Consider the following 18,850-nt stretch of genomic DNA (forward strand, 5'->3'; position numbering starts at 1 on the left):
CGCGCCCGAGCAGCCCGTCCCAGGGAGGTCCAGTTCAGTGACCAGCCAGGTCAGTACGCCAGCCGAGCAGGCAGACGGGGCCGATGAGGCCGTCGTCGGTGAGCAGCGCAAACCGGCGGGCGAAAAGGAAGTCAAGCGCCTTGATCGGGTGATCATCCGTTTCGCGGGTGACTCGGGTGACGGGATGCAGCTCACGGGTGACCGGTTCACCTCGGAGACCGCCTCGTTCGGCAACGATCTCTCGACCCTGCCGAACTTCCCCGCCGAGATCCGCGCCCCCGCCGGCACCCTGCCCGGCGTCTCCAGCTTCCAGCTGCACTTCGCCGACCACGACATCCTCACCCCGGGCGATGCACCCAACGTCCTGGTCGCCATGAACCCCGCCGCCCTCAAAGCCAACCTCGCGGACGTGCCGCGCGGCGCGGACATCATCGTCAACACCGACGAGTTCACCAAACGCCCCATGGCCAAGGTCGGCTACACCACCAGCCCGCTCGAAGACGGCACCCTGGACGCCTACAACCTCCACCCCGTGCCGCTGACCACCTTGACGGTGGAAGCACTCAAGGACTTCGGGCTCTCGCGCAAGGAAGCCGAACGCTCCAAGAACATGTTCGCCCTCGGCCTGCTGTCGTGGATGTACCACCGGCCCACCGAGGCCACCGAAGCGTTCCTGCGGCAGAAGTTCGCCAAGAAGCCGGAGATCGCCGAGGCGAACGTGACCGCGTTCCGGGCGGGCTGGAACTTCGGCGAGACCACCGAGGACTTCGCCGTCTCCTACGAAGTCGCCCCCGCCACCCGCGCCTTCCCCACCGGCACCTACCGCAACATCTCCGGCAACCTCGCCCTCGCCTACGGCCTGATCGCCGCGTCCCGCCAGGCCGACCTGCCGCTGTATCTGGGCTCGTATCCGATCACTCCGGCCTCGGACATCCTGCACGAGCTGTCCAAGCACAAGAACTTCGGCGTGCGCACCTTCCAGGCCGAAGACGAAATCGCCGGCATCGGCGCCGCCCTCGGAGCCGCCTTCGGCGGATCCCTGGCCGTCACCACCACCTCCGGCCCCGGCGTCGCGCTGAAGTCCGAAACCATCGGCCTCGCCGTCTCCCTGGAACTGCCCTTGCTCGTGGTGGACATCCAGCGCGGCGGCCCCTCCACCGGCCTGCCCACCAAGACCGAGCAGGCCGACCTGCTGCAGGCGATGTACGGGCGCAACGGCGAAGCCCCGGTCCCGGTGGTCGCGCCGAAAACCCCGGCGGACTGCTTCGAGGCGGCCCTGGATGCGGCGCGGATCGCGCTGACGTATCGCACCCCGGTGTTCCTGCTCTCCGACGGCTACCTCGCCAACGGATCCGAGCCCTGGCGCATCCCCGACACCGACGAACTCCCCGACCTGCGCGTCCAGTTCGCCACCACCCCCAACCACACCCTCGCCGACGGCACCGACGTCTTCTGGCCCTACAAACGCGACCCCCAGACCCTGGCCCGCCCCTGGGCCATCCCCGGCACCCCGGGCCTGGAACACCGCATCGGCGGCATCGAGAAGCAGGACGGCACCGGCAACATCTCCTACGACCCCGCCAACCACGACTTCATGGTCCGCACCCGCCAAGCCAAAATCGATGGCATCCACGTCCCCGACCTGGACATCGACGACCCCGACGGCGCGCGCACCCTCGTCCTCGGCTGGGGCTCCACCTACGGGCCCATCACCGCCGCCGTCCGCCGCCTGCGCGCCCAGGGCGAACCCATCGCCCAGGCCCACCTGCGCCACCTCAACCCCTTCCCGGGGAACCTGGGCGAGGTCCTGAAGCGTTACGACAAGGTCGTCATCCCCGAGATGAACCTCGGCCAGCTCGCCACTCTCATCCGCGCGAAGTACCTGGTGGACGCGCAGTCCTACACCCAGGTCAACGGCATGCCGTTCAAAGCCGAGCAGCTCGCCACGGCCCTGAAGGAGGCCATCCATGTCTGAGGCGCTCAAGCTGGTCCCCAAGGCCGAGGCCCCGCAGTCCATGAAGGACTTCAAGTCGGACCAGGAAGTGCGCTGGTGCCCCGGCTGCGGCGACTACGCCGTCCTCGCCGCCGTACAGGGCTTCATGCCCGAACTCGGCCTCGCCAAAGAAAACATCGTCTTCGTCTCCGGCATCGGCTGCTCCAGCCGCTTCCCGTACTACATGAACACCTACGGGATGCACTCCATCCACGGCCGCGCCCCCGCCATCGCCACCGGCCTCGCCACCAGCCGCCAAGACCTCTCCGTCTGGGTCGTCACCGGCGACGGCGACGCCCTCTCCATCGGCGGCAACCACCTCATCCACGCCCTCCGCCGCAACGTCAACCTCAAGATCCTCCTCTTCAACAACCGCATCTACGGGCTGACCAAGGGCCAGTACTCCCCCACCAGCGAAGTCGGCAAGATCACCAAATCGACGCCGATGGGATCCCTGGACGCGCCCTTCAACCCCGTCTCCCTCGCACTCGGAGCCGAGGCCTCCTTCGTCGCCCGCACCATCGACTCCGACCGCAAACACCTCACCGAAGTACTGCGACAGGCCGCCGACCACCCCGGCACCGCCCTGGTGGAGATCTACCAGAACTGCAACATCTTCAACGACGGCGCCTTCGAAGCCCTCAAAGACAACGACCAGGCCCAGAACGCCGTCATCCGCCTCGAACACGGACAACCCATCCTCTTCGGCACCGACCACACCAAGGGCGTCATCCGCGACCCCGCCACCGGCGACCTGCGGGTCGTCGAGGTCACCCCCGACAACGTCGCCGACGTTCTCGTCCACGACGCACACGCGGCGTCTCCCACCACCGCCTTCGCCCTCTCCCGCCTCGCCGATCCCCAGACCCTGCACCACACCCCCATCGGCGTCCTGCGCTCCGTCGACCGGCCCGTCTACGACACCCAGATGGCCGACCAGCTGGAACAGGCCATCGAGCAGCGCGGCAAGGGCGAGCTCGGCACCCTCCTCGCGGGCAACGACACCTGGACCGTCGCGGGCTGACCCAAAGGGCCGACCGGCCGGGGAGTCTGCGCGGGCCCCCGGCCGGGCACCCGTACTGATATGCCCATGGACCGTCTCGCGTACCGCGTCAAACGGCGGCTGCTCGGCAAGCCGCTCACCACCGAGCGGATCGGCGACGAGAAGCTGGACAACCGCACCGCGCTCGGGGTGCTGGCGTCGGACTGCATCAGCTCGTCCGCGTACGGTTCCGAGGAGATACTGCGGGTCCTGGTGCCGGTGGTCGGGGCGGCGGCGTTCAGTCTGCTGATGCCCGTGACCGGGGCGATCCTGTTCGTCCTGGTGCTTCTGACGCTCTGTTACAGCGATGTCGTCACCATCTACACGCGGGCCGGCGGCTCGTACGTCGTGGCGCGCGAGAACTTCGGGCCGGACGTCGCGCAGATCGCGGCCGTGGCGCTGCTCGTCGACTACATCGTGACCGTCGCCGTCCAGGTGTCGGCCGGGACCAACGCGATCATCTCGCTGGCGCACCTGCTGGGCGGCGGCTGGACCGGCATGGACCACCTCCAACTGCCCATCTCCGTCGGGGTGGTCCTCTTCCTCGCGTACGGGAACCTGCGCGGGGTGCGGGAGGCCGGGCGGCTGTTCGCGCTGCCCGCCTATCTGTTCATGGCGGCCGTCGGGCTGCTGCTCGCCGTCTCCGTCGTACGCGGGCTCACCTCCGGGCTGCCGCGCGCCGATCTGCACGCGGCGGGGGCGATCCCGGTCGGCAGTGCGGGCAGCGGTTGGCTGTACGGGGCGTCGCTGTTCATGGTGTTGCGCGCGTTCGCCAACGGCGGGTCGTCGCTCACCGGGCTCGAAGCGATCTCGAACGGCATCTCGGCGTTCCGCGAGCCGCAGGGCCGGAACGCCCGCCGCACGCTGATCACGATGAGCTGTGTCCTGGGCGTGCTGGTGCTCGGTGTGTCGACGCTCGCGCACTTCACGCACGCGGTGCCGTACAGCGACGGCACCCCGACCGTCATCGCACAGGAGGCCCACTTCGCGTTCGGCGGCGGGGCGCTGGGCACGGCCGGGCTCGTCTTCGTGCAGCTCGCGACCGCGCTGATCCTCTACACCGGCGCCAACACGCCGTTCACCGGCTTACCGTTCCTCGCGAGCTTCGTGGCCGAGGACCGGTTCCTGCCACGGCAGTTGACCCGGCGCGGGCACCGGCTCGCGTTCTCCAACGGGATCATCGCGCTGACCGTCGTCTCGCTGGCGCTGCTGCTCGTCACCCGCGCCAACGTCGACAAGCTGGTGGCGCTGTACGCGATCGGGGTGTTCACCGCGTTCACCATGGCCGGGGCCGGGCTCACCGCGTACCACCTGCGGCGGCGCGAGCGGCACCGGCGGCCGAAGGTCGCCGTCAACGGGCTCGCGGCCGTGGTGTCGGCGGCCGTCGTGCTGATCTTCGCGGTCACCAAGTTCACCGAGGGCGCCTGGCTGGTGGTCGTGGTGTTCCCGCTGGGGGTGTGGGCGCTGACGCGGATCAACCGCGAGTACCGGCGGGAGGCGGCGGCCCTCGGCACCTTGCAGGCGCCTGGCGCCGATCTGCCGCACGGCCGCCGCCATCAGGTCTTCGTGCTGGTGGAGACCCTGGACCTGGCGGCGCTCAAGGCGCTGCGGTACGCGCACGAGCTGCGGCCCGACGAGATCCGGGCGGTCCACTTCGCGATCGACGAGGCGCACGCGCGGCGGCTCTCGGCGCAGTGGGAGGCGACGGCGGCGACCTCGGTGCCGCTGGAGCTGGTGGACTGCCCGGACCGGCGGCTGCGGCACGCCATGCAGGAGCTGGCGGCCCGGACGACCGAGGACGGCCGGACCTGGCTGACGGTGCTGGTCCCGCACCGTACGTACACCGGTTTCCTCGGCAGGCTGCTGCACCGGGGCACCGGCGAGGCGATGGCGAAGGCCCTTGAACAGCTGCCGTCGGTGGCGGTGACGGTGCTGCCGTTCGACGTGTCGCGGGCGCTGCGGTCGCTGGACGCGGGGCGGGAGCCGCAGCCCGATTAGGCCGTGGGCTCGGCTTCTAGGACGTGGGCCTGGCTTCGCGGGCCTCGTCGTAGGCCGCACGGGCCTCTTGCACCTGTTCCATCCGTACGCCGGTCCACTCGGCGAGCGCCCGTACGCGTTCGGCGGCCTCGCGGCCGATCGGGGTCAGCGAGTAGTCGACGCGCGGCGGGATGACCAGCTTGGCGTCGCGGTGCACGAAGCCGTCCCGCTCCAGCGTCTGGAGGGTCTGGGCCAGCATCTTCTCGCTGACCCGGCCGACGTGCCGGCGCAGCTCGCTGAACCGGTACGAACGGTCGAGCAGCGCGAGCAGGACCAGGACGCCCCAGCGGCTGGTCACGTGCTCCAGGACGAGCCGGTGCGGACACATCGCCTCACGGAGGTCCTCGGCGGACCGGGTACTTACTGCCATACCAGTACCTTACTTCAAAGTGGGTACTTACGAAAGGTTAGCGCCAGCCGTACGGTGAGTGGCACGGGTTCCGCACGGGAACCCGGGAGCCAAGGAGTCAGCAGTCATGAGCATCGTCGTCACCGGAGCCACCGGAGCCCTCGGCCGTCTCGTCATCGACGAGCTGCTCGCCTCGGGGGTGCCCGCGAGCGGGATAGCCGCGGTCGTACGCGACAAGGAGAAGGCCGCCGGGCTCGCCGAGCGCGGTGTGGAGCTGCGGGTGGCCGACTACAGCGCGCCCCGGACGCTGGCCGGGGCCTTCCGCGCCGGTGACCGCGTGCTGCTGATCTCCGGCAGCGAGGTCGGGCAGCGGGTGCCGCAGCACGCCGCCGTGGTCGCGGCCGCGAAGGACGCCGGGGTGGCGCAGCTCGCGTACACCGGCATCCTCGGCGGACCGGAGGCCGACTTCCGCCTCGCGGACGAGCACAAGGCCACCGAGCAGCTGATCCTCGACTCGGGGCTGCCGTACACCTTCCTGCGCAACGGCTGGTACACCGAGAACTACACCGCCCACCTGAAGCCGGTCCTGGCGCACGGGGCGGTCGTCTCCAACGCGGGCGAGGGCCGGGTGGCCTCGGCCGCCCGCGCCGACTACGCGGCGGCCGCGGCGGCGGTGCTGACCGGCGAGGGCCACCTGGGCCGGACGTACGAGCTGAGCGGCGACGTGGCGTGGTCGTTCGCGGAGTACGCGGCGGAGGTCGGGCGGGCGACCGGCAAGGAGATCGCGTACCAGGCCGTCGCGCCCGAGGTGCACCTCGACATCCTCACGGGCGCGGGGGTCCCGGCGCCGTTCGCCGAGATCCTGGTCGACGTGGACCTGGCGATCGGGCGGGGGCGGCTCGCGGGCACGTCCGGGGAGCTGTCGCGGCTGATCGGGCGGCCGACGACGCCGATCGCGGAGACGATCGCGGCGGCGGTGGCCTGACGGGGGTGAGCGGGCGGAATCGGGCGGGCGGAATCGGCCACACCGCAGTCAGGACCGTTTTCGGATATAGGGCATGACAGGCGCGGTCACCTGGCGCTACCTTCGACTCCGTCGACGTGCGCGCGTCGACGTGCGCGCACGGGAGGGCCAGTGGCCGAGGAACCGAGTACCGCTGCCGGTGAGCAGCGGGCAGGACTGCTCTACGGGATCGGTGCCTACGGAATGTGGGGGCTGGTCCCGCTCTTCTGGCCGCTCCTGAAACCGGCCGGCGCGATCGAGATCCTGGCCCACCGGATGGTGTGGTCCCTCGTGTTCGTCGGCGCCGCGCTGCTCGTACTGCGCCGCTGGGCGTGGATCGGCGAGCTCGTGCGCCAGCCGCGCCGGCTCGCGCTCATCGGCTTCGCCGCGGCCGTGATCACGGTCAACTGGGGTGTCTACATCTGGTCGGTGAACTCCGGCCACGTCGTCGAGGCGTCCCTCGGCTACTTCATCAATCCGCTGGTCACCATCGCGATGGGCGTGCTGCTGCTCAAGGAGCGGCTGCGGCCGGTGCAGTGGGCGGCGGTGGGGATCGGCGCGACGGCGGTGGTCGTCCTGGCGGTGGGCGCCGGCCGCCCGCCGTGGATCTCCCTCACCCTCGCGCTGTCGTTCGCCACGTACGGGCTGGTGAAGAAGAAGGTGAACCTCGGCGGGCTGGAGTCGCTGGCCGCCGAGACGGCGATGCAGTTCCTGCCGGCGCTGGTGTATCTGGTGTGGCTCGGGTCGCGCGGGGACGCGACCTTCGCGTCCCACGGCGCCGGGCACGGGGCGCTGCTCGCGGCGACCGGGGTGGTCACGGCGGCGCCGCTGGTCTGCTTCGGGGCGGCGGCGATCCGTGTTCCGCTGTCGACGCTGGGGCTGCTGCAGTATCTGGCACCGGTGTTCCAGTTCGGTCTGGGCATCCTGTACTTCCACGAGGCGATGCCGGCGGAGCGGTGGGCCGGGTTCTCGCTGGTGTGGCTGGCGTTGACGCTGCTTACGTGGGATGCGCTGCGGGCGGCTCGACGGGGGAGGGTGGCGCTGGCGGCGGGCCGGCGGGTTGAACCCCTCCCCGCCCCTTCCCGGCTGTGACATTTGCGGCTCCGCCGCGTGGCCTCCGGGGGTGAGGGTGGGCGAGGAGTAGAGGTTCCCTGCCGGGGCTCCGCCCCGGCGCCCCCTCTGGGCTTCGCCCCGGATCCCGGTGGAGGACCGGGTGGCGGGGTCTGCGGCCCCTGCATCCGGCTCCCTTTCGTCTGCAGACCGTCTGTGGCTGGTCGCGCAGTTCCCCGCGCCCCTTAAATGCCGCTGCGCGGCATCCCCCTGGGCGGCCCGGAGGGGCGCTTCTAGGGGCGCGGGGAACTGCGCGACCAGCCCCCACCGGCTCGCAGCCGACGAACCAAGCCGCCCGGCTGAGGGCTTTAGGGAAGGGGCGGGGTGGGGAAGCAATCCGGCCACCATCCGCCCAGCGGACACCTCTGACCGGAATCCGTTCTTGACGGTGAGTCAAACTCTCCCTGAACATCAGGCTCGCGTTTCCGTCCCATCCCCGAACGGAACACGGAGCCCCCACATGCGCACCAAACACACCAACCACCGCAGAAGCGGCCTCGCCGCCACCGCGGCCCTCGCCGTCGCCACCCTCGGCCTCGGCCTCGCCACACCGGCCGCCCAGGCCACGACGACTGCCGCCGCCCCGGACATACCCGTCGCCAACGTCAAGGCCCACCTCACCCAGCTCCAGCAGATAGCCAACGCCAACGGCGGCAACCGCGCCCACGGCCGGGCCGGGTACAAGGCCTCGCTCGACTACGTGAAGGGCAAGCTGGACGCCGCCGGGTACACCACCTCCGTCCAGCAGTTCACCTCCTCCGGCGCCACCGGCTACAACCTGATCGCCGACTGGCCGGGCGGTGACACCTCGCAGACCGTGATGACCGGCGCGCACCTCGACTCGGTGACCGGCGGACCCGGCATCAACGACAACGGCTCCGGCACGGCCGGCGTCCTGGAGACCGCGCTCGCCGTCTCCCGCGCCCAGCTCAAGCCCGACAAGCACCTGCGCTTCGGCTGGTTCGGCGCGGAAGAGCTGGGCCTGGTCGGCTCGAAGTACTACGTCAACAGCCTCTCGACGGCCGACCGCGGCAAGATCTCGGCGTATCTGAACTTCGACATGATCGGCTCGCCGAACCCGGGTTACTTCGTCTACGACGACGACCCGGCCCTGGAGAAGGTCTTCAAGGACTACTTCGCGACCCTCTCCATACCCACCGAGATCGAGACGGAGGGCGACGGCCGCTCCGACCACGCGCCGTTCAAGAACGCCGGGATCCGCGTCGGCGGCCTCTTCTCCGGCGCCGACTACACCAAGACCTCGGCCCAGGCCCAGAAGTGGGGCGGCACGGCGGGCCGCGCGTTCGACGCCTGCTACCACTCCTCCTGCGACACCAGCGCGAACATCGACGACACCGCGCTCGACCACAACAGCGACGCCATCGCGTACGCGCTGTGGCAGCTGTCCACCGGCACCACCACCCCGCCCACCGGGGACACGTACGAGAACACCACCGACGTGACCATCCCGGACTCCCCCGGCGCGGCCGTGACCTCGTCGGTCTCGGTCACCGGGCGTACGGGCAACGCGCCCGCCGCGCTCAAGGTCGGGGTGAACATCGTCCACACCTACAGCGGCGACCTGGTGGTCGACCTGATCGGCCCGAGCGGCAAGGCGTACCGGCTGCACAACTCGTCGTCGGACTCCACGCCGAACATCAACACCACGTACACCGTGAACGCGTCCACCGAGACGGCGAACGGGACCTGGAAGCTGAAGGTGCAGGACAAGGGGCCGCAGGACACCGGCTACATCAACAGCTGGAAGTTGACCTTCTGACCGCCTGACCGCCTGACCGTCCGGCCCCCCGATCCCCGGGCCGGAGTTTCACCTCTCCCGCAATGAGCATGCGCGTGCATATACTGCACGCGCATGCTTTTCTCTGGAGGGGACCATGGCCCGCAACTTCCTTTTCCTGCTCGGCAGTACGCGCTCCGGCGGCAACACCGAGGCGCTGGCCAGGCTGGCCGCCGAGCAGCTGCCGAGCGACGTCCCGCAGCGCTGGCTGAACCTCTCGCAGCTGCGGCTGCCCGAGTTCACCGACCGGCGCCACGACGGCGAGGGCCTGTACGCCGGCCCGACCGGGGACGCCGCGACCCTGCTCGACGCGACCCTGGAGGCGACCGACCTCGTCATCGCCTCGCCGCTGTACTGGTACGGAGTGTCGACCCCCGTCAAGCACTACCTCGACCACTGGTCGGGGTGGATGCGGGTGCCGGGCCTGGAGTTCCGGCCGCGGATGGCCGGGCGCACCATGTGGGGCGTGACCGCGCTCGCCACCGCCGACCGGTCCGTGGCCGATCCGCTGGTGGGGACCCTGCGCCACACCGCCGCGTACATGAGCATGCGGTGGGGCGGCGTGCTGCTCGGCTCGGCGAACCGGCCCGGCACCATCGGGCAGGACACCGAGGCGACGGTCCGCGCCAAGACCTTCTTCAGCTCGGAGCCGGTGCTCGCAACGCACGCATGACGTGCGCCACCAGCGAGGCGATCCTGTCCGGGTCGTGGAACGGCCGCTTCAGCGCGTGCCGGTAGTACAGCGGCCCGTACAGCATCTCCACGGCCAGCTCCAGATCGGCGTCCGGCGGGAGCTGGCCCTGGCGCTGCCCGGCGCGCAGCCGCTCGTGCACCAGCGCCACGCGCGGCCCGACCAGCTCCTCGTTGACGGCCCCGGCCAGCGCCTCGTCGTGGAGCACCTCGGAGAGGATCCCGGTGTACGCGGGGCCGATCACCGGCGAGGTGAAGACCCGCATCACGCTGGTGACGTGCGTCACCATGTCCCTGTCGACGTCACCCGTGTCGGGCAGGGGCGAAGTGCTGACCACGGCCTCGATCACGGCCTCCAGGAGCACCGCGCCCTTCGTCGCCCACCAGCGGTAGATCGTCTTCTTGCTCACCCCCGCACGGGCGGCGATGCCCTCGATCGTGACGCGTCCGTAGCCGTTTTCCGAGCAGAGTTCGAGGGCCGCGGAGAGGATCGCGCGGCGCGATCTCTCGCTCCGGCGCCGGGGGTTGGGGGTGGGACGTGGCGACTCGGTCACGAGGTGAGTCTACGAGGACGGTCCGTAGCGTATTGACAGCGGAATGGTCTGCTCCAAGAATGTGCCAAGGAAACGGCACGTGTCGTGTCGAGCCGCCACGGGGGTCGGCTCGCACGACCGTCCTTTCCCTCCCTTTCCCGGCTCCCGTTCTTCAGGCCGTGATGTCCTTCGCCGTGAAGCGCGCCCAGGCCGCCGAGCCGAACACCGCCACGTACAGCGCCTGCAGCTCCAGGTTCTTCACCAGCTGGTCCCAGTAGACCGGCACCCGCAGCAGATCCGCGAAGGACAGCCAGTAGTGCGGGAAGAGATACGGGTGTATCGCGTGCAGCTGGGGGATCTGGTCCAGGATCTGCACGGTGATCAGCAGGCCGACCGTCGCCGCCATCGCCGCGACGCCGCTGCCGGTGAGGGTGGAGATGAACAGGCCGAGCGCGGCCACGCCGGTCAGCGACAGGGCCACCACCCCGGCGATCGCCAGCGCGCGCACCAGCCCGTCCGCGAACGATATCTGTGTGCCGGAGATCGTCGTGACCTCGCCGAGCGGGAAGAGCAGCGCGCCCACGGCGAGCGCGGACGCCGCCACGACCAGCGTCGCCAGCAGACAGAACGCGAGCACCGACGCGTACTTGGCGATCAGCAGCCGGGTCCGGCCCGCCGGGGCGACCAGCAGATAGCGCAGGGTGCCGCTGTTGGCCTCGCCCGCTATCGCGTCGCCCGCGACCACGCCGATCGCCATCGGCAGGAACACGGGGAGGGTCGCGGCGAGCCCCGCGAAGACGAGGAAGAGCCCGTTGTTGGTGATCTGCGAGATGAAGGCCGGGCCGTCACCGCCGCTGGGACCGGCCGTGCCGCCGCCGCGCGTCTCGATCTTCACGGCGATGCCGATGAGGATCGGGACCGCCGCCAGCACCCCGAGCAGCGCGAGGGTGCGCCACCGCCGCACGACGGTGACCAGCTCGGACCGGAACAGCCCGAGCGTCCAGAGGGGGCTGGGCCGCCGGGAGTCGGTGCCCGGCACGTCCGGGGCGGCCTGGGCTTCTGCAACTCGTGCCGCACCCGGGCCGGGCGGGGCCGCCGACGTCGACACGTCCGTCGACACGTCCTCCGTTGCGTTCACCTCAGCCCGCGACATCGAACCCCTCCCCCGTCAGTGCCACGAACGCGTCCTCCAGCGAGGCCCGTTCGACCCCGAAGGCCCTCACCCGTACGCCGCCGTGCACCAGCGCGGCGTTGAGCTCCGCCAGCTCCACGTCGTCCGGCGGGACTTCGCCCGTCACCCGGTCCCCGTCCACGGTCACGTCCGCGACCCCGCGCTCCTTGAGCAGCCGGGCGGCGTCGGACGGGTCCGGGGTGGTGACGGCGAGCCGGCCCCGGTTGCCCGCCGAGAGCTCGGCGACCTCGCCCTGGACGACCAGTCGGCCCCGGGTCATCACCGCCGCGTGCGTACAGACCTGCTCGATCTCGTCCAGGAGGTGCGAGGAGAGGAAGACCGTGGTGCCGTCGGCCGCGAGCTCCCGCACCAGGGCGCGGATCTCCCGCATACCTTGTGGATCAAGGCCGTTGGTCGGCTCGTCCAGGACCAGCAGCTTGCGGGGCTGGAGCAGCGCGGCCGCGAGCCCGAGCCGCTGCTTCATGCCCAGCGAGTACGCCCGCGCCTTCTTGCCGGACGCGGCGGCGAGCCCCACCCGGTCCAGGGCATGGGCGACCCGGCTCGCGCGGGTGCGGGGGTCGGCGGTCGGGTCGGCCGAGTCGTACCGTACGAGGTTGTCGCGGCCGGACAGGAAGCCGTACAGCGCGGGGCCCTCGATCAGGGCGCCCACCTGCGGCAGGACCGTGCGCCCCGCGCGGGGCATGGGACTGCCGAGGACCCGGGCCGTGCCGGAGGTCGGCTCGATCAGGCCCATCAGCATGCGGATGGTGGTCGTCTTGCCCGAGCCGTTGGGGCCGAGGAAGCCGAAGATGCTGCCGCTGGGGACGGTGAGGTCCAGGCCGTCGACGGCCAGTTGGCCGCCTCGGTAGCGCTTGCTGAGACCGTGGGTCTCGATCACCGATGGAGAGTTCCCCACCCCGCCCCTTCCCGTAACCGGTGCTTCGCCCCAGAGCCCCGTTCGTCTGCGGACCGGTGGTCCCGTGCCCCACAGGGGTGGGGGTTGCGAGGGGGGACCCAAGTCCCCCCTCCCCCTGACTACTTCGACTCCTACGGCTACTTCGCCGCGTTCGCCGCGTTCACCAGCGCGTCCTTGTTGACCGCGCCCACGAACACCTTCCCGTCGTCCGTCACCAGCGCGTTGATCAGGCGGGTCTTGAAGACCGTGCCCGAGCCGAACTTGCCCGTGACCTTGTCGCCCAGGGAGTTGAGGAACTTCTGGGCCTCCGGCGGGACATCACCCTTGCCGCCCTTGCCGGAAGGTGCGGTCGGGATGCCCTTACCTCCTGGAACGTCGAGGCGCGCGATGGAGTTCCAGCCCTTCCCGATGACGTTGACGCCCTTGAACTCGCTGTCCGGCGAGCCCTTGAAGCCCCGGCCGCCCTTGTCGTGTCCCCTGCCGTCGTGTCCCTTGCCGTCGTCCTGGGTGACCTTCGCCCCCTTGGGCGGGGTGAAGTCGAACGTCGAGGCGGACGGCTTGCCGAAGTCGACCTTGGTGAAGCCCGCGTCGATCACGGCCTTGCCCCCGCCGGACGGCGCGAGCGTGAACTTCAGCGGCACCCCGTTCTTCGCGTCCACCGCGATCCGGATCGCGCCGACGGTCGTGCCGGACTGCTTCGGCTTGATCACCAGCTGGTACGCGTCCCGGCCCGCCACGTGGGAGGTGCCGTCGACGGTCACCGAGGTGGTCGGGTCGACCGCCTTCAGGGCCTGCTCGGCCAGCGCCTTGGGCGTGGTCGGCAGGGACTCAGGAGCCTTGCCGGGGTGGCCGTGGCGCTCGGCCGCGTCGCCCCCGAGCTCCTTCTTGCCGTCGCCGGCCCGCTTCGAGTGGTACACCTCGTTCGAGGCGCTGTCGTACGCCCACACGTCGTCCCCGCTGTGGACGACGCTGTACTCCGACGCCTTGTCGAGCACCGACAGCTTCTGCTTGTCCGGGCCGTCGGCCGCGACCCGCAGGGTGTGCGAGCCGGAGGCCAGCTCCATCAGCTTGCTGTCGGGCGAGGCGGAGCCGCCCTTGCCGCCGCCGCCCTTGGGGGCGAAGGAGCCTAGGCCGCCGAAGGACGGGAGGCCCAGGTCCGTGTTGATCTTCACCGTGCCGGAGAGCTGCTGGGCGTCCGACGCGGCGATCTTCTCGATGAGCTGCTGTGCGCTGATCTTCGGCAGATCCGGGTCACCTGAAGCCGCGAGCGCCGGGACCAGCCCGATGGTCGCGGCCGCCACCCCCGCCACCCCGACCGGGACCAGATACCGCGCGGCCTTGCGGCGGCCCGCGACGAGGTCCCTGGCCTCCTCGGTGGTGTGTGCGCTGTCGTTCGGTGCCATGTGTGCCTTACCTCCGTGGTCGGCGGCGTCCGTCCGTAGTGCTGCGCTCTGTCCACCCCGCGCCGCCATTCTCACCCGAATTGGTCAGGAGTGGTGTTCTCAATCTGACCAAATCAGCCGCCGTCAGGCGTCACCCCTCGGGAGCAACCTCGTGTACCTCTCTGGGATGACACCGGCATGCGGAACCTCCCCCGACCAGTAGGGGTTGTACGTCGCGTACCTGTCAGAAGCGTCAACTCCGCCGAGGTCAGGCGGGATTGCTTCCCGCCATCACCAACGGACCTCGGCACGCTCCGACCTGAGCGACCTTCAGGCACACGGCCGAGATGCGGCCGCGAGTCCGGTTCACCACCGTTCCGCCAGGTATGCAAGTGCTTGCGCAATGTCACCGAGCACCCGATAGTGTGACCTGGGTCACACTATTGACAGAGCGGGTGTTCGAGTCGCTTTGGGCCGGAATCCGTACACCTGAGTGAGAGCAACCGGCACCACCAAAGGGGATCGCCATGCTCACCGTCCACCGCATCGCCGTCGGCGCGGCCGCCGGGACAGCCGTCCTCGCGCTGGCCGCCACGGGGTGCGGAAGCAGCAACAGCAGCAGCAAGACCGAGAAGCCGTCGACCGGTACGACGGCCCCCGCGACCCCGAATCCGGCCGCCCCCACGCTCGTCGCCGCCGACATCGACAAGGTCGGCATGGTCGTCACCGACAGCAACGGCTACGTCCTCTACCGCTTCGACAAGGACACCGCGAAGCCGTCCCACTCGAACTGCCTGGCCGCCTGCGCCGCGATCTGGCCCCCGGCCCCCGCCACCGACGCGCTGACCGTCAAGGGCATCGACAAGGCCCTGGTCGGCCAGGTCACCCGCCCGGACGGCACCGAGCAGCTGACCCTCGCGGGCTGGCCGCTCTACCGGTACGCCAAGGACGACGAGCCCCGCGAGGCGTACGGACAGGGCGCCGGAGGCACCTGGTTCGCGATCACCCCGACGGGGGAGAAGGCCACGGCCGACACGGGCGGCGGCACGACCTCAGGTGGTGTCATGACCCCGCCGGGTGGCTCCGGGTACTGAGCGCGGGCCCTACCCCGCCCGGTGCACCACCGCGTCGCACAGCTCCTCCAGGGCCGACTTCGCGTAGCACTCCGGCAGGGGCGCCAGCGTGGTGCGGGCCTCCTCCGCGTACCGCACGGTGTCCCTGCGGGCCTGTTCGAGCGCCGGGTGCACCCGCAGACGGCGCAGCGTCTCGGCGTGCCGGGCGTCGTCCGTCAGGTCGCCGTCGAGCAGCGCGACGAGCTCCAGGTCCTCCGGGCGGCCGTACTGGGCGGCCTGCGCCCGCAGGTGCAGGACCGGCAGCGTGGGGATGCCCTCGCGCAGGTCGGTGCCGGGGGTCTTGCCGGACTCGTGCGAGTCGCTGGCGATGTCCAGGACGTCGTCGGCCAGCTGGAACGCGGTGCCGAGCCGCTCGCCGTACTGCGTGAGGATGTCCACGACCGACTCGTCGGCGCCCGACATCATCGCGCCGAACCGGCCGGAGACGGCCACCAGCGAGCCGGTCTTGCCCGCGAGCACGTCGAGGTAGTGGTCCACCGGGTCGCGGCCGTCGCGCGGCCCCGCGGTCTCCAGGATCTGGCCGGTGACCAGCCGTTCGAACGCCTCGGCCTGGATGCGCACGGCCTCCGGGCCCAGGTCGGCCAGTATGTGCGAGGCGCGGGCGAACAGGAAGTCGCCGGTGAGGACCGCGACCGAGTTGCCCCAGCGGACGTTGGCGCTGGGCACCCCGCGCCGCACCTCGGCCTCGTCCATGACGTCGTCGTGGTAGAGCGTCGCCAGATGCGTCAGCTCGACCACCACCGCCGAGGGCACGACACCCGGCGCGTAGGGGTCGCCGAACTGCGCGGCGAGCATCACGAGCAGCGGCCGGAAGCGTTTGCCGCCCGCGCGCACGAGGTGCTGCGCGGCCTCCGTGATGAAAGGGACCTCGCTCTTGGTGGCGTCGAGCAGGCCCGCCTCGACTGCCGCCAATCCGGTCTGGACATCGGCTTCAAGAGCCTGGTCCCGCACGCTCAGCCCGAACGGCCCGACGACGGTCACGAGGGGTACTCCTGTCTGCTGACGATCACACGGATTGTCGATGTGTCGCTGCCATCACTCAAGTCAGCGTATCCGGTCGCTGTTCGATCACCGCTGGCGCCTTCCCGTCACCCCCCGCGCACAGCCCGATGGACCCCGGTATGTTCGTGATCAGCTCATACGATCAGGAGTGGACCTTTTGTCCGGAACGACCACCGACACCGTGCCCGACCCCGGCTCCGAGCTGCCGCCGCCCGGGGACGACCACGCCTCCCTCGGCCACCCGAAAGGGTTGCTGACGCTCTCCGGCCTGGCGGACCACATCCTCGGCCCGTACCGCGCGGTCCTGTACGGCGGCGTCCTGATCGCCTGCGGCCACTGCACGATGGCCGTCCCCGCCCAGGGGGCCACCTGGGCGGGACTCGGCCCGGGGCGCCTGCACACGGCCGAGTTCGCACTGCCGGCCATCTGGCGTACCGAGCACCGTGATTCGCCTGCGGGCCGTCTCTGGTTGCTCGCGCCCCTGACGGGGCCCGTCAGGGGCGCGGGGAACTGCGCGACCAGCCCCCACCGGCCCGCGGTGAAGGTCTACGGAAGGGTCTCCCACGCCGCCTGCTTCGGCGGCAACGGCGCGATCGCGGTGGCGGCCGGCCTCGCGGTGATCGCGGCCGCGCCCCGGCTCAAGCGCACCATGCACCCCGTCCACTGAGGTCCTGCGAGGCTGCCATGCGGATCCGAACCGACTTCCCGTACGAGACCACCCGCGTGGACGGGCGCATTCCGCTCCCCGACGGGACACTGCTCTACGTACGGATCTGGCGACCGGTGACCGACGAGCCGGTGCCGGCGCTGCTCGAATACCTGCCGTACCGGCTCACCGACTGGACCGCGCCGCGCGACTGGCAGCGCCATCCCTGGTACGCGGGGCACGGCTACGCCTCCGTGCGCGTCGATGTGCGCGGGCACGGCAACAGCGAGGGCCTGCCGGGCGACGAGTACGACGCGCGGGAGCTCGCGGACGGGGTCGCGGTCGTCGAGTGGCTCGCCGCGCAGCCCTGGTGCGACGGCAAGGTCGGCATGTTCGGGATCTCCTGGGGCGGCTTCAACTCCCTCCAGATCGCGGCCCTTTCGCCCGAGCCGCTCAAGGCGGTCGTCACGGTCTGCTCGTCGGACGACCGCTATGACAACGACGTGCACTACCTGGGAGGTTCCGTCCTCGCCGTGGACATGCACGCCTGGGCGGCGACGATGCTGGCGTTCACGGCGCGCCCGCCGGACCCGGCCTACGTCGGCGACCGGTGGCGGGACATGTGGCTGACGCGCCTGGAGTCCATGGAGCCGTACGTCCACACCTGGCTGGCGCACCAGACCCGCGACGACTACTGGAAGCACGGCAGCGTCTGCGAGGACTACGGGGCGATCGGCGCGGCGGTGCTCGCGGTGGGCGGCTGGCACGACCCGTACCGGGACACCGTGCTGCGCCTGGTGGAGCACCTGCCCGCCGACCGGGTGCGCGGACTGATCGGGCCGTGGTCGCACCAGTACCCGGACCGGGGGCTGCCGCCGGGCCCGGCCATCGGCTTCCTCCAGGAGACCCTGCGCTGGTGGGACCACTGGCTCAAGGGCGAGGACAGCGGCGTCATGGACGAGCCGCTGCTGCGGTCCTGGATCAGCGAGTCGCACCGGCCCGCCACGGTGTACGAGGAGCTGCCCGGGCGCTGGGTCGGCGACCCGGCGTGGCCCTCGCCGCACGTCACCCCCGTCGCGTACGCGCTCGGGGGCACCCCGGTCCGGGTCGACTCGCCGCAGCACACCGGCCTGGACGCGGGCCGCTTCTTCCCGTTCGGCAACGACGGCGACCTGCCGCCGGACCAGCGCGCCGAGGACGCGCACTCGGCGGCGTTCGACTTCCCGGTGCCGGACGACGGGCCGCCCCTGGAGGTCCTCGGGCGCCCGGAGGTGACGCTGCGGCTGCGCATGGACGTGCCGTTCGGGCAGGCGATCGCGCGGCTCTGCGACGTGGCGCCGGACGGCTCGTCCACGCTGGTCACCCGGGGCGCGCTCAACCTCTCCGCGCGCGGGGGCCGGGACCGGGCGGACGCCTGGCCGCTGGGCGCCACCCAGGACGTGACGTTTCTCCTCAACGGCATCGGCCACAGCTTCCCGCCGGGCCACCATGTCCGCCTCGCGGTGTCCTCGGCGTACTGGCCGTGGATCTGGCCGCAGGCGGACTCGGTGGGCTTCACGCTCGAACCGGACGGCAGCTCCCTGACCCTGCCGGTCCGGGAGCGGACGGCCGACGCGATCGCCTTCGAGGAGCCCGAGCAGTCGGCGCCGCTCGGCGTGGCCTCCCCCGAGTCGCTGGACGAGCCCCGCCCGGAGCGGCTGGTCGTGCGCGACGTCGCCAAGGGCGAGTGGCGCCTGGAGGTGGATCCGCGCTACGGCGGTACGCGGGTCTACCCCGACGGCCTGGAGTTCACCGAGGACGCCCTGGAGACGTACACGATCGACGAGGCGGACCCCCAGTCCGCGCGCACCCGCTCGGACTGGACGATCCGGCTGCACCGGCCGGAGCTGGCCTGGGACGTCACGATCACCACGCGGTCCGAGATCACCTGCGACGCGGCGGACTTCCTCACCTCGGACGAGGTGATCTGCCGGGACGGCGGGGAGGTCGTCTTCCACCGCACGTGGGAGAAGCGCATCCCCCGGACGGCGGGCTGACGCGCCCCC

General features: G+C 71.0%; 16 protein-coding genes. 10 read left to right on the forward strand and 6 right to left on the reverse strand.

Annotation, left to right across the window (positions count from 1 at the left end):
- The first annotated feature begins 37 nt into the window (after window positions 1–37).
- From QIY60_RS10125 to QIY60_RS10135, 3 genes are read left to right on the forward strand one after another with little or no spacing between them, the layout of a single operon-like run.
- Complete coding sequence (locus QIY60_RS10125) at window positions 38–1,975, forward strand: 2-oxoacid:acceptor oxidoreductase subunit alpha (protein ID WP_283142096.1); 1,938 nt, start codon at window positions 38–40, stop codon at window positions 1,973–1,975.
- Window positions 1,968–3,017: a 2-oxoacid:ferredoxin oxidoreductase subunit beta gene (locus tag QIY60_RS10130; RefSeq protein WP_283142097.1), complete on the forward strand. Its 1,050-nt coding sequence runs from the start codon at window positions 1,968–1,970 to the stop codon at window positions 3,015–3,017. Before QIY60_RS10125 ends, QIY60_RS10130 begins: the two co-directional genes overlap by 8 nt.
- A 60-nt stretch (window positions 3,018–3,077) precedes the next feature.
- Entirely contained in the window at window positions 3,078–5,033 is a 1,956-nt protein-coding gene (locus tag QIY60_RS10135; protein ID WP_283142098.1) for an APC family permease, read from the forward strand.
- A 16-nt stretch (window positions 5,034–5,049) separates the two neighbouring features.
- On the opposite strand, the gene QIY60_RS10140 is transcribed toward QIY60_RS10135, so the two are convergent.
- Window positions 5,050–5,442: a helix-turn-helix domain-containing protein gene (locus tag QIY60_RS10140; RefSeq protein WP_283142099.1), complete on the reverse strand. Its 393-nt coding sequence runs from the start codon at window positions 5,440–5,442 to the stop codon at window positions 5,050–5,052.
- Window positions 5,443–5,548: 106 nt separating this feature from the next.
- On the opposite strand from QIY60_RS10140, the gene QIY60_RS10145 reads away from it, so the two are divergent.
- The 4 genes from QIY60_RS10145 (at window position 5,549) to QIY60_RS10160 (ending at window position 10,005) form a co-directional block, all read left to right on the forward strand.
- Window positions 5,549–6,406: an NAD(P)H-binding protein gene (locus QIY60_RS10145; RefSeq protein ID WP_283142100.1), complete on the forward strand. Its 858-nt coding sequence runs from the start codon at window positions 5,549–5,551 to the stop codon at window positions 6,404–6,406.
- Between the two features lie 222 nt (window positions 6,407–6,628).
- Window positions 6,629–7,516, forward strand: a complete 888-nt coding sequence (gene rarD, locus QIY60_RS10150; protein ID WP_283145884.1) for an EamA family transporter RarD — start codon at window positions 6,629–6,631, stop codon at window positions 7,514–7,516.
- A gap of 478 nt (window positions 7,517–7,994) precedes the next feature.
- Window positions 7,995–9,314 carry a M28 family metallopeptidase gene (locus tag QIY60_RS10155; protein ID WP_283142101.1) on the forward strand — a complete coding sequence of 440 codons (1,320 nt, stop codon included), beginning with the start codon at window positions 7,995–7,997 and terminating at the stop codon, window positions 9,312–9,314.
- A gap of 115 nt (window positions 9,315–9,429) precedes the next feature.
- Window positions 9,430–10,005, forward strand: a complete 576-nt coding sequence (locus QIY60_RS10160; protein WP_283142102.1) for an NAD(P)H-dependent oxidoreductase — start codon at window positions 9,430–9,432, stop codon at window positions 10,003–10,005.
- Here QIY60_RS10160 and QIY60_RS10165 read toward each other — a convergent pair.
- The 4 genes from QIY60_RS10165 to QIY60_RS10180 all read right to left on the reverse strand — a co-directional run bounded on the left by QIY60_RS10165 (window position 9,971) and on the right by QIY60_RS10180 (window position 14,045).
- Window positions 9,971–10,576, reverse strand: coding sequence for a TetR/AcrR family transcriptional regulator (locus QIY60_RS10165; protein ID WP_283142103.1), 606 nt, complete (start codon window positions 10,574–10,576; stop codon window positions 9,971–9,973). The two genes, QIY60_RS10160 and QIY60_RS10165, sit on opposite strands and share 35 nt — an antisense overlap.
- 151 nt (window positions 10,577–10,727) lie before the next feature.
- On the reverse strand, window positions 10,728–11,708 hold the full coding sequence (locus QIY60_RS10170) for an ABC transporter permease (protein WP_283142104.1): 981 nt from the start codon (window positions 11,706–11,708) through the stop codon (window positions 10,728–10,730).
- Window positions 11,695–12,642, reverse strand: a complete 948-nt coding sequence (locus QIY60_RS10175) for an ABC transporter ATP-binding protein (protein WP_283142105.1) — start codon at window positions 12,640–12,642, stop codon at window positions 11,695–11,697. Before QIY60_RS10175 ends, QIY60_RS10170 begins: the two co-directional genes overlap by 14 nt.
- Window positions 12,643–12,779: 137 nt before the next feature.
- Window positions 12,780–14,045: a DUF2092 domain-containing protein gene (locus QIY60_RS10180; RefSeq protein WP_283142106.1), complete on the reverse strand. Its 1,266-nt coding sequence runs from the start codon at window positions 14,043–14,045 to the stop codon at window positions 12,780–12,782.
- A 506-nt stretch (window positions 14,046–14,551) separates the two neighbouring features.
- Here QIY60_RS10180 and QIY60_RS10185 point away from each other — a divergent pair.
- Entirely contained in the window at window positions 14,552–15,118 is a 567-nt protein-coding gene (locus QIY60_RS10185) for a hypothetical protein (protein ID WP_283142107.1), read from the forward strand.
- 9 nt (window positions 15,119–15,127) lie between these two features.
- On the opposite strand, the gene QIY60_RS10190 is transcribed toward QIY60_RS10185, so the two are convergent.
- On the reverse strand, window positions 15,128–16,138 hold the full coding sequence (locus tag QIY60_RS10190; protein ID WP_190093190.1) for a polyprenyl synthetase family protein: 1,011 nt from the start codon (window positions 16,136–16,138) through the stop codon (window positions 15,128–15,130).
- A 178-nt stretch (window positions 16,139–16,316) separates the two neighbouring features.
- Between QIY60_RS10190 and QIY60_RS10195 the strand changes: the two genes are divergently transcribed.
- Window positions 16,317–16,826, forward strand: a complete 510-nt coding sequence (locus QIY60_RS10195) for a hypothetical protein (protein ID WP_283146146.1) — start codon at window positions 16,317–16,319, stop codon at window positions 16,824–16,826.
- Between the two features lie 17 nt (window positions 16,827–16,843).
- The gene (locus tag QIY60_RS10200; protein WP_283142108.1) at window positions 16,844–18,841 is read left to right on the forward strand and encodes a CocE/NonD family hydrolase; all 1,998 of its coding nucleotides are present in this window, start codon (window positions 16,844–16,846) and stop codon (window positions 18,839–18,841) included.
- The last annotated feature ends 9 nt before the right edge of the window (window positions 18,842–18,850 follow it).

The organism is Streptomyces sp. BPTC-684, assembly GCF_030028635.1.
Classification (GTDB): Bacteria; Actinomycetota; Actinomycetes; order Streptomycetales; family Streptomycetaceae; genus Streptomyces; species Streptomyces noboritoensis.